At 59.4% G+C, this 15,862-nt stretch carries 13 protein-coding genes, 1 tRNA gene and 2 pseudogenes; 8 read left to right on the top strand and 8 right to left on the bottom strand.

All coding sequences use genetic code 11. The features are described 5' to 3' along the window. The first annotated feature begins 43 nt into the window (after nucleotides 1-43). From OKW37_RS11830 to OKW37_RS11840, 3 genes are all read left to right on the top strand, one after another. On the top strand, nucleotides 44-1,321 hold the full coding sequence (locus OKW37_RS11830; protein ID WP_429406336.1) for an NAD(P)/FAD-dependent oxidoreductase: 1,278 nt from the start codon (nucleotides 44-46) through the stop codon (nucleotides 1,319-1,321). 1,079 nt (nucleotides 1,322-2,400) lie between these two features. Beyond that, a complete protein-coding gene (locus OKW37_RS11835) occupies nucleotides 2,401-3,429 on the top strand; it encodes an EAL domain-containing protein (protein ID WP_429406334.1) in 1,029 nt (342 codons plus the stop codon). Between the two features lie 282 nt (nucleotides 3,430-3,711). Then, nucleotides 3,712-3,921 (top strand): hypothetical protein, encoded by a 210-nt coding sequence (locus OKW37_RS11840; RefSeq protein ID WP_102630917.1) that lies wholly within the window; start codon nucleotides 3,712-3,714, stop codon nucleotides 3,919-3,921. Between the two features lie 578 nt (nucleotides 3,922-4,499). Here OKW37_RS11840 and istB read toward each other — a convergent pair. From istB to OKW37_RS11870, 6 genes are all read right to left on the bottom strand, one after another. Further along, nucleotides 4,500-5,300 (bottom strand): IS21-like element helper ATPase IstB, encoded by an 801-nt coding sequence (gene istB, locus OKW37_RS11845; RefSeq protein ID WP_266262193.1) that lies wholly within the window; start codon nucleotides 5,298-5,300, stop codon nucleotides 4,500-4,502. Beyond that, a complete protein-coding gene (gene istA / locus OKW37_RS11850; protein ID WP_429401352.1) occupies nucleotides 5,293-6,816 on the bottom strand; it encodes an IS21 family transposase in 1,524 nt (507 codons plus the stop codon). Before istA ends, istB begins: the two co-directional genes overlap by 8 nt. A gap of 234 nt (nucleotides 6,817-7,050) precedes the next feature. After that, nucleotides 7,051-8,337 (bottom strand): tyrosine-type recombinase/integrase, encoded by a 1,287-nt coding sequence (locus OKW37_RS11855; protein WP_429355376.1) that lies wholly within the window; start codon nucleotides 8,335-8,337, stop codon nucleotides 7,051-7,053. A 164-nt stretch (nucleotides 8,338-8,501) separates the two neighbouring features. Further along, a tRNA-Leu gene (locus OKW37_RS11860) sits at nucleotides 8,502-8,588 on the bottom strand. 1,031 nt (nucleotides 8,589-9,619) lie between these two features. Further along, nucleotides 9,620-9,793 (bottom strand): hypothetical protein, encoded by a 174-nt coding sequence (locus OKW37_RS11865; RefSeq protein WP_184062866.1) that lies wholly within the window; start codon nucleotides 9,791-9,793, stop codon nucleotides 9,620-9,622. A gap of 173 nt (nucleotides 9,794-9,966) precedes the next feature. After that, the gene (locus tag OKW37_RS11870) at nucleotides 9,967-10,434 is read right to left on the bottom strand and encodes a hypothetical protein (RefSeq protein WP_429355378.1); all 468 of its coding nucleotides are present in this window, start codon (nucleotides 10,432-10,434) and stop codon (nucleotides 9,967-9,969) included. On the opposite strand from OKW37_RS11870, the gene OKW37_RS11875 reads away from it, so the two are divergent. From OKW37_RS11875 to OKW37_RS11885, 3 genes and pseudogenes are all read left to right on the top strand, one after another. Continuing rightward, a complete protein-coding gene (locus OKW37_RS11875; protein ID WP_429406331.1) occupies nucleotides 10,433-11,467 on the top strand; it encodes a porin in 1,035 nt (344 codons plus the stop codon). The two genes, OKW37_RS11870 and OKW37_RS11875, sit on opposite strands and share 2 nt — an antisense overlap. Before the next feature lie 312 nt (nucleotides 11,468-11,779). Then, nucleotides 11,780-12,445, top strand: a complete 666-nt coding sequence (locus OKW37_RS11880) for a GntR family transcriptional regulator (protein ID WP_429406329.1) — start codon at nucleotides 11,780-11,782, stop codon at nucleotides 12,443-12,445. A gap of 269 nt (nucleotides 12,446-12,714) precedes the next feature. Further along, nucleotides 12,715-12,942, top strand: a pseudogene (locus OKW37_RS11885) (transposase domain-containing protein); the annotation flags it as partial. A 224-nt stretch (nucleotides 12,943-13,166) separates the two neighbouring features. On the opposite strand, the gene OKW37_RS11890 reads toward OKW37_RS11885, so the two are convergent. Together OKW37_RS11890 and OKW37_RS11895 are read right to left on the bottom strand one after the other, a co-directional pair. Continuing rightward, a complete protein-coding gene (locus OKW37_RS11890) occupies nucleotides 13,167-13,427 on the bottom strand; it encodes a hypothetical protein (protein ID WP_260321315.1) in 261 nt (86 codons plus the stop codon). Between the two features lie 227 nt (nucleotides 13,428-13,654). After that, nucleotides 13,655-14,634 (bottom strand): annotated as a pseudogene (locus OKW37_RS11895) (IS110 family transposase); the annotation flags it as partial. A 697-nt stretch (nucleotides 14,635-15,331) separates the two neighbouring features. Here OKW37_RS11895 and OKW37_RS11900 point away from each other — a divergent pair. Together OKW37_RS11900 and OKW37_RS11905 are read left to right on the top strand one after the other, a co-directional pair. Then, nucleotides 15,332-15,652, top strand: a complete 321-nt coding sequence (locus OKW37_RS11900) for a hypothetical protein (protein WP_260321314.1) — start codon at nucleotides 15,332-15,334, stop codon at nucleotides 15,650-15,652. A 14-nt stretch (nucleotides 15,653-15,666) separates the two neighbouring features. After that, a complete protein-coding gene (locus tag OKW37_RS11905; RefSeq protein WP_429406326.1) occupies nucleotides 15,667-15,804 on the top strand; it encodes a hypothetical protein in 138 nt (45 codons plus the stop codon). The last annotated feature ends 58 nt before the right edge of the window (nucleotides 15,805-15,862 follow it).

A 15,862-nucleotide genomic window follows, 5' to 3' on the forward strand; every position in this document is an offset into this window, starting at 1 on the left:
CATTTCGTTACCGCGGTTTTTTGTGACGGCATGGAGTCTCAAGTTGGATGCAATCGTCGTTGGAGCGGGAGTCATAGGGATCACCGCGGCATTGGAACTTCAACAGCGTGGGTTGAAGGTCATGCTGCTGGACCAGCAGTCTGTCGCGCAGGGCTGCAGCTTTGTCAGTGCGGGCGTGATCTACCCAGGCGCATTCCCGTCCAGCACGTACTATCGCATTCCCGAGCTTCCCGCCGCTTTCTTCAAGGCTAGTTCGTCTGCCGCCCTTGATTGGCGATCAGCTCCAGGCCTGCTTTCGTGGTGTGTTCAATACGCGAGAGCAACGCGGTCGGACATCGTCTGGCATGGCACGGACCTACTTCATGAACTCTGTCGGGACTCACTTCGTTCTCTCGAACTGCTGCTTGGCTCGGACCTGCCGCCCCTCAGCAGATGCGGTCACCTGGCGGTTCATCTCTCCTCTTGCGAAGTCGATCGGGCAACATGTCTGAACTCGATTCGCACGTCGCTCGGCGCGGCTGTCAGGATAGTGTCTGGCGGAGAACTGGCCGCGTTAGAGCCTGCGATTTGCCGTCTCGCGCTTGGGCCAAGTGCGGCCGGAGCTACCTTCCTGGCAGGGGCGGCTCACGTGACAGATACCGCTGCGTTTGTTGCCAGTCTTGCGGACGTATTTGTCCAACGCGGCGGGCTCCTGTGCTTCGACAGGGTACAGGGCCTTAATAGCGCAGGATGCGGAAAGGTCGCCGTGAAGTGTGCCCGGGGAGACTACTCACCCGGAACCGTTGTTCTCGCGACCGGCGCACACTCGAACCGGCTTCTGGCAGATTGCGATCATCGCATTCTGCTAGTTGCCGAAACCGGGTACCACATCGAGTTGGACGTCGAGCCCGGATTTATCAGTAGGCCTGTTTCGCTATCAGGCCTTGGCGTGATTCTGACGCCGAGTGAACGCGGAGCCAGGATTTCCGGCCTCAGTCACTTCGGGCTGCCAGGTTTCCGAGCGCGGCCCGACCTGCTGTTATCCGCGCTGGATCACGTGCGCAAATCCCTGCCGGGTCTCAGAGCTCGACCAGGATTCGAGGTACGCAGCGGTGAGCGCCCCAGTACACCGGACTCCTTGCCGGTCATCGAGCGCGTTCCAGGCCATCGTTCCATCTTTGTGTCCACCGGGCACGGGCATCTGGGCCTCACGCTGGCTGCCGTCTCGGCGGGCATCCTTGCGGATCTGGTGACGAATGGCTCATCGAGCTATGAAAGCGAACTCAGCTCCCAAAGGTTCAGCAGAAGTACTAACAGCGAGGCAGTTTTGCGAGCGGCATAAACGGCAGAAGAGCATGTTTGCCGACAATGTCACGGCGAGTGACGAAACGGCGGAACTCGCGCAGCGGATACGCGGTGATCGCATCAAAGCGTTGAATCGATTTGCGGGGCGCCGGCGGGATTCAACATGCCGAATGCGGGAGCGCCGCAATCCATGATTGACAGCTGGCAAGGCACAGCTGGAAAGAGAGCGTCACATCTGCGAGATCCGTACGATCGCCGCACTGAGGTTGAAACAGGATGGAGAAAGTCATGGGAAGCGTAGGAAGGTCGTTGAGAAATATGGTTCAGGATTGGCTGGCACCCGATCCCAAACGAGGGTTTAGAGTCAGTCACGTCGGACGATCCGGACACGGGCGCTACGTTTGTGTCGTCGCAGACAATGGGGCGGGCTCAAGGGCAATGTTTTTTTTTCGCCACCGTGACGGGTCATGGTGCATCTTCCCGCCACAGCCAGAAAGACCCGCCATGCAGGTTGCGGGGCATTGTGTTGAACACGAAAGCGTAAATCAATAGGCCGACGGAGCTGTTGCCCGGACTATGCTCCGCTTCCCTTATCGTTGCCTCCTTGGAAGGATGCAATGGTTAAACCGATACCCGATGATGTCTTGTGGTCACTAATTCAACTATCTTTGCCGCCGATCAAGCGGCAGCGCGCTTGATAACCCGGATGTGCACCTTTGTGCTGCGGCGCAGTGCTAAAGAACCTTCTGTCCGTGCACGTCTCGAAGTGATTCGAGGAGCACTGAGCGGTAGAACAGCCTGCGTGCACGAGCTTGCCTTCCGTCACGCATCGCGGCCTACGGTGCCGCGATGAGCAATCGCCTTCGGCTCGTCCGCCGGCCAACGGAGGTCAGATCGCTTTCGATAGCGGAGGAGGAAAATGTGCAGGGCACATGCGAGGCAGCGAACGAAAGTCTGGTGTCCGAGAGCACCGCACGCGGGAACCCACTGTGCATCGTGGCGTCAATCCGTAACCTCGCGCACATTGAAAGCGCTTACGGCACCGCAACCGCGCTGACCGTCAGGCATGTTGTATGCAGGCGCGCTCGCGATTTCTGTACGCGGGAGTCGGGCATCATGACGCGCAGCGGAGAGCAGATTGTCGTTCTGATTGACCGTGCTGTGCCTGAAGACCTGGCGAACGCTCACGCAGTTTGCAGCGACCATAGCATCGTCGATGCGGTCGTCGCGGCGCTGGGCGACGCGCCAGTGTTCACGTCGATGGGCCTGATCCGCGCAGCCATCGGTGCATCGATCCCGACCTGCGACGGCACACCGTTCGACCCCGAAAAAGAAGCATCCGCAGAGATGCGCATGGGCACCAGAAAGTGGCGGACCCGATACGCGCGGGACATGGAAATTGCCGGGGAACTGCTAGGCGCGTTGGAACGCGACGAGTTGTGCTTCCGCTATGAGAAGGTCTGCAGCGCGACCGGTACGGAGAGCGTCAGCTATTGGGAGGCGTTGTTGTGCAGGACCGCAGATGGCGTACCGGTCAGTGTAGGCAAATGGATTCCCGCTCTCGAACGGCTCGGACTGGTGAGCCGCCTCGACAGATGGGTCGTGACGACCGTGATCGATACGCTGCGTGCGCATCCGGGCATGTCGCTAGGCTGTAACGTGTCGATTCAGAGTGCAGCGCTCGGCGGCTGGCGGTCGACGGTCATCGAAACCCTTGCCGGGGAGCCTCAGGTCGCGGCACGGCTCGTCATCGAGTTGACGGAAAGCGCGCCGCTGACCGACATCGACGCAGTCGTGGACTTCGTCCGGGCGCTGCAACAGCTCGGATGTCGCGTCGCTCTCGATGACATCGGTGCAGGCTACAGTTCCGTGCGGAGTCTTATGGAACTGGGTGTGGACATTGCAAAAGTCGATGGTGGATATCTGCATCAGGCCCGCTCGAACGGGTGCGCACGAGTACATCTGGGTGCGCTGATCCGTCTGGCGCGAACATGCGCTTCGCAGGTGGTGGTCGAACGTGTCGAGGACGAGGAAGGCCTGCACGTCTCCCAGGCCTGTGGCGCGCATTGGGTTCAGGGATATCTCTTCGAGCCCATCTTCGCCGCCGGTTTGACACGATCCGCGTCTGAGCCCGAACGGGACTGATGCGCGAGATGGAAGGTCCTGCGGGAGAAAGGAGAAGTCATGAGCGACATCTATCAGTACAAACCTGGAAGTGGCGTGCCGGTCGTCACACAGCCCATCCCTGACACGCGGACCTGCAGGCCCGCCTGCAATTTTCTTCTTCCGCGACAATGACCGCGCTTGATGCGTCTTCCCGCCTGAGTCCGAACCTCCGTGATGGAGTGTTTCCCGCAAGTGCAGCGCGATAGAGGATCGACCCGGCCATCAAAGCCGGGCAAGTCCGGGATTGAGTGGAGTACAGAAATGTTTGAGAAATCGAAGCCGCTAACGCCCGAGTACGCCCGCGAGCTGGAAGTATGGACGTGCGCCTGGTACGACGAAGCCGTTGCAGCGAATTTCGTGCGCCCGCCGTATCACCCTGACGCGACGATCATCAAACGTCTCCAGGGCTACTTCCACGCCGGCCTGGCGCCGGCTGAAGCCGCAGTGGCATGCTTCGGAAGGAATCACTGAACGGTGTCGTCATCGCGTCCCCGCTGGGCAAGGATGGTCCTGCGGAAGGCAGACAACGATCCGCGGAGGCAATGAATGCCCAGCCCGTTACACGCGTGTATTAACCACTGGAATCGGGCAACAACTTTCAGCGAAGGTGCGCGTCTGTTGGTGTACCGAAGGCGGCGCTTTGGCACCTGAACGAAGGAAACCATCGACGCGAAGCCCTCGGGCGGCTGTGGGGCGGCGCCGCCGCCGCATTCCAGACAGAATGTTTTTTTGTTGATACCTATGCGTGGTTCGGGAGGAGGGCACGACGTTGAACGTGATCGAAGTCGCCCGGCGTGTCAAGGTTGAAGTGTGCTATGCGTTGACGCCTGCCCGCTACGCACTGTCCCACTGTCCGCGCCGAATGAATTTTGAGCCGCCGCGCCGATCGAGTTTTGAGCCGGGGTGGAGACCGGTCTGAAGAAGGACCGGTTGTGGATAAGTGTATGTGTTTCGGGAGTGCTTGTCCTCCTTCGTGTGAGGCCTCATTGCGCAGTGGAAGCTGCGAAGGGCGTAGCCCGTTGCGGCTTCCACTGCGCGGCAAGCGACGATCAGGCCGATTCGTTCGCGCTCGCACCGTCGGCTCTGCGCGCTGCTTCACGCGAGCGGATACGCTTCTTTGCACTGGCGCTGCTATGGCGGAAACGGTAGCTTTCGTTGCCGGTTTCCACGATGTGGCAGTGGTGCGTCAGCCGGTCCAGCAATGCTGTGGTCATCTTCGCGTCGCCGAACACACTGGACCATTCGGCGAAGTCCAGATTCGTTGTCACCGCAACGCTTGTATGCTCGTACAGGCGACTCAGCAGGTGGAATAGCAACGCCCCGCCGGCCTGGCTGAAGGGCAGATATCCGAGTTCGTCCAGAATGACCAGGTCGAGGCGCAGCAGGCTCGCCGCGATCCTCCCGGCGCGTCCCTGCGCCTTCTCCTGCTCCAGTGCGTTGGCCAGATCCACGGTCGAGTAGAAGCGCACCCGCTTGCCGTGGTGCATGATGCCGGACACGCCGATGGCGGTCGCCAGATGCGTCTTGCCCGAGCCCGGGCCGCCGACCAGAACCAGGTTGTGCGCGCCCTCCGTGAACGTCATGCCGGCCAGTTGCGTGACGAGCTGGCGGTCGACCGGCGAGCCATCGAAGTCGAAGCCGGCGATGTCGCGATGCACCGGGAACTTCGCCGCGTTCATCTGGTGGCTGACCGAACGCACGGCCCGATCCGCGACCTCGGCCTGCAGCAGCCGTTCGAGCAGCCATTGCGAAGACGCCGCCTCGACATTCACCTGTTCAAGCAGTTCGGCCCAGCCGGCAGCCATGCCGTGCAGCCGCAAGTGTTTGAGTTCGACGATCAGATCACGCATGACCGGCCTCCGGCTGTTGCAGCGCCGGGCGCAGCCCGTCGTAGCGCGATGTGTCGGCCAGCGGTGGTGTCGTCAGTTGTAGCGCAGTATCGATCTTCGGCGGCATCTGCACGCTGCGCATGCGCGACAGCACGTTCACCACATGCTCGACGCTCACGCGCCCGGAGGGCGGCGCCTGCTCCAATGCGAGTTCGACTGCAACCACTATGGCATCCAGACCGCTTTCCGGGACCAACGCCAGAACCTTCGCCATTACCCGGTCACCACCTGGCTCGCGTAGTAACGCCCGACGCAGGCGTTGCAGCGGCTCGGGCATATCCTGGAACGGCGCACCGTTGCGCAGGGCGCCAGGCTTGCGCTGGATCAGCGGGATATAGTGCTGCCACTCGTATCGCACCAGTCCTTCGTCGGCCAGTCGATCGTGTTCGGCTACCACCGCGTCGTCGCTCACCACCACAACACGGCCAGGATAGAGCCGCGTGCTGAGCATCTGGCCTGCGAATTCGCATGGCACCGAGTAGCGATTGCGGCCAATCACCACCAGGCAGGTCGACGAGACTCGTGCCGCACGCTCAACATAACCGTCAAACGGTGTCGGCATCGGCATCAGATGGGCGCGCTCCTGCTCGAACACGTCGGCGACGCTCAGGTCACGATAGTCTGGATGCTTCACCTGATCCCACAACGACCGGCACCGGGTCGCCAGCCATGCATTCAGATCAGCGAAACTGCCGAAGCGTTGCGCACGCGCCTCAATCCAGATGCGCAGACGGCTGTCCTGCACGTTCTTCTCGACGACGCCTTTCTCCCAGCCACTGGCGACGTTGCAGAAGTCCGGATCGAACAGGTAGTGCGAACACATCACTGCGAAACGCGGATTGACCGTGCGACCCTTGCCTTTGTGAACCTTGTCTACGGCCGTTTTCATATTGTCGTAGATGCCCCGGCGGGCCACCCCGCCGAAGGCCGCGAACGAGCGCGTATGGGCATCGAACAGCATCTCGTGCCCCTGGCTCGGATAGGCAACCAGCCAGAACGCCCGCGACGCACATAGCTTCATGTGCGACACCTGCAGCTTGCGGTAAATGCCGCCGACAACCAGTCCTTCCTCGGACCAGTCAAACTGGAATGCCTCGCCCAGCTCGAATCGCAACGGCACAAACGCCGATTTCGAAACCGCCTTGCCTTCGCCTTGCCGCCAGGCCCGGATGAAATCGGTCACCCGCGAGTAACAGCCGTCGTAGCCGCCCGCCTTGATCTCCTGGAACAGCATCCAGGCGGTGCGCCGCTCCTTCTTCAGTCGCCGCGCGTCGACACTGAGCGCCTGCACCAGCACCTCATGAAACGGCGTCAACCGGGTCGGCTGGGAGCGCCGCTGATACTTCGGCTCCTCCTGAACATCCATGTTCAGATATTTACTAATCGTGTTGCGCGACAGGCTTGTGAGACGTGCTATCTCGCGTACCGACTTGTTCTGGCGGTGGAACATCCGCCGCACCTTGCCAATCATCGTCATCGGGATCATCCCCAAACACCCTGCCAGAAAAACTAGCAGGATAGGTTGATTGCCCGGCTCAATTTTCAGTCGGCGCGATCCCTACATGTGGCTGAATTTTCGGTCGGCGTAAACATGTCCCACATTACTGGGCGCACGGATCGCCGACAACCGGCAGCTCTTGCATTCTGTAAAAGCTCCCGTCGTTGTCATCGGATCGAGTGGATAACGTTGAAGCAACGAACCGCGGCTTCATCAGGCTGCGATTTCGTCGTTGTCGAGCGATTGCGAAGATGTAGATGGCGATTGCACGGGTTTCTGGTTGACCCGTTGGGCAAATGACTGCTGCTGGGCAGGTTGCATGCCGGTCTTCAGCACATCAAGGTAGTCAGCGTACCACTGGATCATCGCGCGACGTTGCACCAGATACTTGGCGTGGTTGTAGTCGCCGGCAATGCCTTCCTCTAGATGAGCTAGTTGCGTTTCGACGTGATCCTTTATCCAGCCGTGCTCGCGAAGAAGGGTGCTCGCGGTATGGCGTGTGCCGTGACCGACCATACGGCCCTTGTAGCCAATCTTCGAAAACACGAGGTTGATGGTGTTCTCGCTGATGACTTCGTGCTTCGTGCCGATGCCGGGGAAGACGTACTGGTGACGGCCCGTCAGCTCCATGAGCTCGCGCAGTGCCTTGACTAGTTGCGATGGAAGCGGAGTGACGTGGCTGCGCCGCATTTTCATTTTTTCAGCGGAGATCGTCCACAGGGCGCCGTCGAGATCGATCTCGGTCCATTCGGCATAGCGGACCATACCCGGCCGGCTTGCCGTCCAGATTGTCATCCAGACCGCGACGTATGCGATGAGGCGGCTCTTTGATTTTTCAAGCGCCCGCAGGAAGTCGGGCAGCTCCGGTTCGAGCAGGTGAGGATAAGGCTTAGCCTTTGGGGCGGCCTTCGCAATGACCTTGAGTTCCGACGCCGGGTTGAATTCGCACTTGCCGCGTGCGATGGCCTGACTGAAGATTTCGCGTAACCACCCGCGGGCCTTTTTCGAGACGTTGAGTGCGTCGCGCTTTTCGAAGCGTTCCTGGACGCGGGCGCAGTCAGCACGCGTGATGTTTGCCAGCTTGATCGAACCGAGCTCCGGCAGGATGTCCTTGTCGAGGTACGTCCGAATCTTGTCGAGCGTCGACGCCGACCGACCCGCATCCTGTTTGCTCTTGTACCAGAGTTCAGCGGCTGCCCTGAACGTGCCGTCGTCGCTGGTATCCGCCCGCTGCCGGTCTATCCGTCGTTTTGCGCGAGGATCGGCACCGTCGGCGACGAGTGTCCGGTAGGCCGCTGCTTGTTGCCTCGCTTTCTGAAGCGTGACGTCGGGGTAGCGTCCCAACGAGATGCGCGGTTGCTTGCCGTGCAGGCGGTAACGGAAGTGCCAGAATTTGTTGCCCTCGGGCGTGACCCAAAGGACGAGACCGTCGCCATCGGCCACACCGTAAGGCTTTGGCTGGGGACGGGCTGCTTCGACTTCGCGGACTGTGAGCGGCATGGTGAGTACATTGAGCGATCTCGAACTTTCAATGTACTCAAAAACGTACTCATCTGCACGTGGCTTGCCGTATCCCGGCTTGGACGGCAATAAACAAAAAACCCCGCAAATTCAATGATTTACGGGGTCTTCTGGACTTCTTTGTACTACGCTAAACAGCCTTGTGGTGCCCAGGAGAGGACTCGAACCTCCACGGTGTTGCCACCGCTAGGACCTGAACCTAGTGCGTCTACCAATTCCGCCACCTGGGCACGTCTTCAAGCTAGACCGCTATTTTAGCAAGATGATTAAGTTTGTCAATTCCTGCTTCAAACAAACTTGCTTTTCTCGTCCGCTCGGTTGAACGCGCAGCGAAGTAATGCAATCGCTACTGAACCACCGTCCTGCTGATCCGGCAATCGAAACACAAACAACGATTTCGACTACCAGGCCTTACAAAAAAAGAGAGCCGCCAAAAGGCGGCTCTACTTTTGAATCTGGTGCCAGGAGAGGACTCGAATGTGAAGTTCAAGTGCTTGATTTTAAATTAAAAAAATTGTTGATTTATGGCGTATATACGCACCTGTATACGCAAAAATGTTGGATCCCACAGGACGCTATTCCGTGCCGGATGGCTCCGCACGCCGCGACGGCGAACAGACTCTTCAGCTCGGGGAGATTTGTTCCTTTCATGGGGTGCAGGTGGTCGGAGGTTCAAATCCTCTCGCCCCGACCAATAGATATAAGGCTCTCATGGCTTCGGCTGTGAGAGCCTTTTTCGTTTGGGGCGATTTTGCCCCCACGTTTGCCCCCACAGGACGGACGGCTCTCGCGGGAACAAAGCGGAATTTTGGGTCGCGTCGAGGGGCCGGCCGCGTTCGCTGCTCACGAGATTGAGACTCGTATATCAATGCGCGAACTGTGCTCGCGACAACCTGTTTACTGGTAACGCAGCCCCATTTCTGACGGCTTGGGGGCTGCCAGCGGTCCAACTGTAGGGCGGCGGAGCAGCAGTTCATTCGCTTAGGAAAACCAGGAATGCGCGTTGGATACTAGTACGGCCTATCGATAACAGCCTGGGGGAATCTCTATGAGCGGATGCGATTGCAGCTTATGCGTCGAAAAGGACACTGCAAGGTGGTGGATCGCTGCTCAGATCGAAACATCGATTAGGCTCCTATAGGTTTATCACTCCGCAGAGCGCAGCGCTGTTCGATCACTCCCTCTCCGCCAGAAACGGCGGCAAACCCCGCAGAGTCTGGGCCTAACCGCATTTTGTTTTTGCGCGATCCACACAACGACATCAAGTCATAGCCGGATTCTGGCGGACCTTCTTGTATGTCGGTCCAATGCATGGACCGAACTTATGTCCGGTCGCCGACAAGACGTTGATGACGTGTGCTTTATTAGCCACCATCGTCAACTCCAACGCAGCGACGATGCCGTACAACTCGCCCTTAATGTTGACGTCGACCATGCGATCGCACTCCCCTACGTGCAAGCGGTCAAGCGTCGAGCGAGCGAGGCGTGAGTTTCGTATAGTTGAGCATGACATTGACGCGGGCATGCGTCTTGATGGCGTGGTCCACGAGGTGTTAAGCCTAGTGGTGGTGGGGTTGTCGTCCCTCAACCTCACGGAGTGGCTTGTCTTTAGTCTTCGTCGTACTGCGCGATCCCGGCCAACGGTTGCGCAGAGGATGCGGGCGGCATTTCTCGTCGCATGGAATTCAACGCCAAGGCGCCCGCCGTTGAGCAAGTGACCGACGCCGCACCCGCCAAGAATCCTGGCCCAATTCCCGCATGTCCGGTCAGCAAGCCAAGAAGCGGCTTGTCACGCCAAGCGTCGTGTCGAAGAACGAGGTGGACGCACCATCGCAGCGCCATTGCTCGCGGCGGCGCGCCACGCACGGCCTCGACGCCGAAACCCGCATAGACGAGTGCATAGCTGATCGCCGTCAATGCCGCCGTGCGATGGCGATTGAAAGCAAGTATCGGCACGGAGTTGCGGCGACAGACTGAAATCGACACCAGAAGGATTTCGCAAGGAATGAAAGGTACCTGCAACCCAGAGATCAAAAGACAGGAGACGGAAGTGCACAAAAGAATTGCTGGATGCATGCTGGGTGTCTTGCTGCCATGCGTAGCGCACGCTCAGTCGAGCGTCACGCTTTACGGCGTTGCTGACGTGTTTTACGGTTACTTCAAGAACTCCGCCACAAGCGTGAGCAGCCTCAATTCGGGCGGACTGGGCGGATCACGATGGGGCATTCGCGCCAAGGAGGATCTTGGCGGCGGCGTGACTGCAATTGCAGTTCTTGAAAGCGGCTTCAACATTAACAATGGAACGCTCGGGCAGGGCGGTCGGGAGTTTGGCCGCCAGGCGTATGTCGGCATCGACAGCCAGTGGGGAACGCTCATCGGGGGGCGCTTGCAGACGGCAGGCTACGTATGGGGCACGACGTTCGACCCGATCTTGATGTCTGCAGGATCGGTCCTGGGGTCAATGACCGGCGAGGAACCGCGACCGTGGATCTTCAACCCGCTGCAGGATCCCGCCCGCCAGGACAATGCGCTGCAATACAGCTCGCCCACTTGGCATGGCCTCAGCGCGACCCTGGGCTACTCGTTTGGCTCAAACCAGGGCGCCGCCACGAATACGAAGTATCAGATCGGCACGCTGTGGTATACGAATGGCGGTCTGGTCGCCAGCTACGGACTGGGCCGCAGTCTCACCGTGGCGCCAGGTGGCGACGCCAATACACTGGAACATGCGTTTGGCGTCAAATACCGGTTCGACTGGCTTTCCCTCTACGGCACGTATCAGTTGCGGCTAAACAATCCTGGATTTACCGACAAGGCATGGCAAGCGGGCTTCACGGTGCCGACAGGGGCCGTGGGTATGTTCGGCTTTGCGTACGGCGGGCTGAGCGACGAGAACCAGGTCCTCTCGCAAAACTGGAGCGTGCGCTCATTCGCAGTCAGCTATACCTATTATCTATCGAAGACCACTTCGCTCTATGGCTTCTATAAGAAGCTCTGGAATCGCGGAGTCGCGAAGCAGACAATCTTCCCACCCGGCGGCTTGCCCGCGCCCACCGCGTACGATGAACATGTGTCCGCTATCGGCATCGGCATGCAGATGCGGTTCTGAACCTTGTTGGGAAATGCGGAAATCGTCATCGGGCATTCGGCTATAGCCGTGCCCTCGAGAGCCCGGGCGACCTCGACATCGATGCGATGCGCAACTGCATTGGTGCATCGCTTGCGGTCATGCGCAGTGGGCGATCAAGCTTCGTTGACGAGCGAGGCTTGATGTACTCCCGCCTCGTGGCACCACGGTCCTCGGCCGGTAATAAATAAATGTAGCGCCCCCGGGCGGCCCAATCAGGAAGGGCTCGAACGCCTTGCGCCGTCGACAATCAGGATATAATTTCGGATTGAATACAACTCTTGGGCGGTCATCGTGACAATTACAGAACTTGATGGGATCGACTTCCCGTCCCAGATCGCGTCGGAGATGCGCAAACTGATTAATCGCGGAACACTCGCGCCGGGCTTGCAACTTCGCCAGTCCGATCTGGCCGAACGTTTTGGCATCAGTCGCGTGCCAGTGCGCGAAGCGCTCAAGCTTCTGGCAGCTGAGGGCATCATCGAACACGACCCGAATCGTGGGTTTTTCGTGGCACCCTTGTCCAGTGACGAGGCACGTCAACTCTATCGGATGCGCCATCTGCTTGAATCCGAGTTGCTCGCCACCATTGTCTGGCCCAACCCGCCCCAGTTGAAGAGCCTCAAGGCGATGGTGGCCGAGCTCAACCAGTTACTGGCAAGCGGCTCGCGCGACGCCTGGATTGAGCGCCACCGGGCGTTTCACGACGCGATCTTCGATCTGTCAGAAAACAAGATCCTAAAGCGTGAAGCTTTGCGGCTGATGCGCCTGACCGATCGGTATCGCTCGTTGGCGGCGGACATCACGCGCCAAGGTACGCACCTCGACGCGCGAATCGAGGAACAGCTTCTCAAGGCATTGTCGGCGAAAGATCGCAAACTGCTCCTGAGCACCTACGACAAGGGCCGCGCCATCGTGCTCCAAGGCTTGATGGCGGTTTTGGCTGCGCGCGGCGTTTAGGAATGTTCATTAAGGGGCCGCCGGGATCAGGCTGGTCCGCGGCGCGCCCGTTTCGCTGCTTCTAGAACCGCAACTGCATTCCGGCAGCGGGGACCGACTGGATCTTGCCCGCCGCCGCGGTGCCAATTTCGGCAGGGTAAGCGCCGTTCGTAGGTAAGCGGTAAGCCATGGGCGTTATAGATCTCGCGTAGAGGCGATCGCACAATGCTCTTCGTTCAATTCGATCAGGAGCAGGCGATGACGGCATCAGCTAGAGAAGAGCAATCGGAAACGGGATGTTCTGCTGGACCGAACTCGGTGCCAGGCAGATCGGTATCGCGCAAAGCCTCCTCGTGACGTGCAAGCTACACGACATCGATCCCTACGATTATCTGGTCGACGTGCTGCAGCGCGTGGGCCAGCATCCGGCATCGCGCGTGCATGAACTCACGCCGCGGATGTGGAAATCGCTCTTCGCCGGCAATCCGCTGCGCTCGCCCTTGCATCAGATCGCCTGACATCGCAAGGACGTCGGTGAATTGCCGATTACGTTCGTACGCTGAAACACACCGGCCAGGTGGACTGCAGTGGTTTTTGGATAGCGCGTGGGTGAGCTGGACCGCCGCTTGGTTGATTGCGACATTCTTCAAAAAGGCATTGTCGTTCCGAATCGATGTGGGCTGCACCAAGATTCCATGCCGGGGCGAAGTCAGCTTGACCGCATTGGACATGCGCTTGCCGCTCACACGGTCCCAGTTGATCGCCCCAGGCCCGTGGGCACGCCGTTGTTGATGATGGGCGGGTACGGGCCGACTGCGGCCACCGCGCCGATCTGCGCGGGACCCGCGACACAGAGCAGGTCGGCGCCGTAGCTTCCGGTGCGAAAGTTCAGCATGCCTCGTGCTGCTCCCGTTGCGGGATCAATGCCGCCGATCAGAAAGTAGTCGAAGGCAAAATCATTCTGTCGCCCCAACCGGAAAAAGCCCAGCCCTGTCTGGCGCATCCCGACCGAAGCGGAGTTTTCGAATAGCGCCCCGCGCGACTGCGGGTCAAGGTTGCCGGTGCTCAGGCTGATCAGGGAGTCCAGGCTGAAATTGGCGCTGAGCCCACCGCCGAGGTCCTCGTGCCGCGAAAGAAGAACTTCGTCGGAAAGATCGCAGAGTCCTGCATCTGGATCAGGCGAGAGCCATTCGCATCCCGATAACCCGCGATGCTCTCGTCCAGAAATCCGCCGATGGTAGACGAGCCTGAGCGTCGGGTGACCGGGGCGAGGCCGGCGTAGGCGGCGAGATGCGCAGCTGAAGCGAAGGCTTTGTGGGCGACTTCCGCGAGGAGTCTGGCGGCGGTCCTGACGCCCACTCCCGGCATGCTGGTCAGGACCGGCCAAACAGGGTGCGCGTGCACCAGGCGTTCAACTTCGCTGGCAACCTCGTCGCGTTGTTTGCGCAAAGACGCGAGCTGCTGGGCCAGACGCGGCATGACGATGGTTGCTGCCTGCGTACCAGGTACGACCACAGCCTGTTCGGTGAGCGCCTGAACGATTTCGGCAGCAAGGCTTTTGCCCATGCGAGGTGCAAGTTTGGTGAGGCGGTTGGCGAGTGTTTTCTCGCTGGTCGCGGCAAGCTCGGCGGGCGACGGGTACCGCGCAAGCAGATCGAGCACGGCCGGATGGTCGAGGCGCGGCCCCAGAACCCGTTCCAGTGCGGGATGGATCTGGGTAAGCAGGCCGCGAATGCGATTGCTGGTCTATGTGATCTGCGCGGCGAGATCGCCATCGACGCCGCATAGCATGGTGAGTTCGGCAAGTTGCTCATCAGCCACTCGACGCGAGCGCAGCGTATGCGGCATCGAGCGCGCGGCTTCTGCAATGATGGCGGCATCGCGGGCGTCGGTCTTGGCTTCGCCTGCATGCAGATCGGCGATGCGGCGCATGGCCAGACCCGGCAGATAGGCGACCAGGACGCCTTCATCACGGGCGACTGCCACGGGCAACGCGCCAATCGTGGCGGGGCTGGTCGACGACGAACAGAAGTTGGTCATGCGTCTTGAGCTCGGTGATCAGGGCACGCAGTTTGGCCTCATCGTTGGGCAGCACTTTGTTGTACAGGTGCTTTCCGGTCCGATCGAGAGCGACGGCGTGATGGCGGCCATTGCCGACATCGACGCCGACGAATACGTCGACTGGAGTCATGTTGTTAGTTTTCTTGCATCGAAGGCGTTGCAGGTCTCGGTATCCACGTTACGGACGGCCTCAAGATATCCTGACCGAGCCCCTATTAGCGATCACCAGCCACCCACCAGACCCGGTGACAACACCCCCGGATCATGACTGCGACTGGTGGCGGGAAAAGCAAATCTGATTGCTTCCCTCGAAGCGCGGTCTCTAAGCGCGCTCGGACGTGAAAAGCGGGGCGGGGAAACCCTCACCCAGAATGTGACGTTGAACATGCGGCCTCGGTCGTTCAGACGCCGTATGAGTTGAAGCACGTTCTCGAACCATCTCGGGTATACCCGCCAATCGCAACCCTTGTGTCTCGTGGTCATGTCGCATAATATGGTGAATACTGAATTAAATAATATTTGGCAGGTTTTACAGTCAGCCGATAGCGCAGTTTGCGTCACACCAAGCGCTGGAGTAGCGCTGGCTGTCACGGTAAATGCAAATGCTGTGGCCGGATGGCCGCGCAAATCGATCGCGAGCATTTAGATTAGGAGACTTGAATGAATTGCGCCAACGCATCACCCTGGAAGTACGTCGTCATGTGGTTGCGGCTCTGCTTCCGGAGTTCATCTTTTCTACTCGGGGATCGATACATCCTGAGCGGTTAGGTGCCGGAAATCCCCGGTATCGGCGGAGCTTACGTTGCGGCGGCCACAACAATTCATATGTATTCAGCGGTCAAGTAAATGGAGTTCTTTTACGGGCTGATGCTCTTGACGAACCGGGGCGTACTGCTCGCGCTAATCCGCGAGATGCCAACCACCGTAACGATCTTCTGGCTCAACACGTACATTGTCGCCACGCCGCGCCAGCTCTTTACCGGGCCGCAGGAATTGTTTATGAACGGCGTGCTCCTGCTGGCCTACAGCGGATACATGGCGGCGGTGTTTCGACTCAAACTCGAACCGATGTGGCTTTGGGACGGCTGGAAAAGGTCTTTCCGGAGCGAACCCAACAGTTCAACAGCGAAACGTGCGCTGTCATCACCACATCAAGGCGACGCATAACCGTTGAGGCTGATATGAAGAAGGATACCTGGATAGCAGCAGGAATCTGTTTTTTGCTCACCGTGGCGGCGTATATTGGCTCGACGGATTTGGGGTATGCCGATTACCGTCCGCTGCGCAATTTCGACTACTTCGGGTTGGGTGTGGCTTAGCTGGTCTTTGTTGCAAACCTCATACGTGACCAGCGATCGGTAAGCGCATAGAGGTATG

Origin of the sequence: Paraburkholderia sp. MM5482-R2, from assembly GCF_050436125.1 — a bacterium.
GTDB classification, from domain to species: domain Bacteria; phylum Pseudomonadota; class Gammaproteobacteria; order Burkholderiales; family Burkholderiaceae; genus Paraburkholderia; species Paraburkholderia tuberum.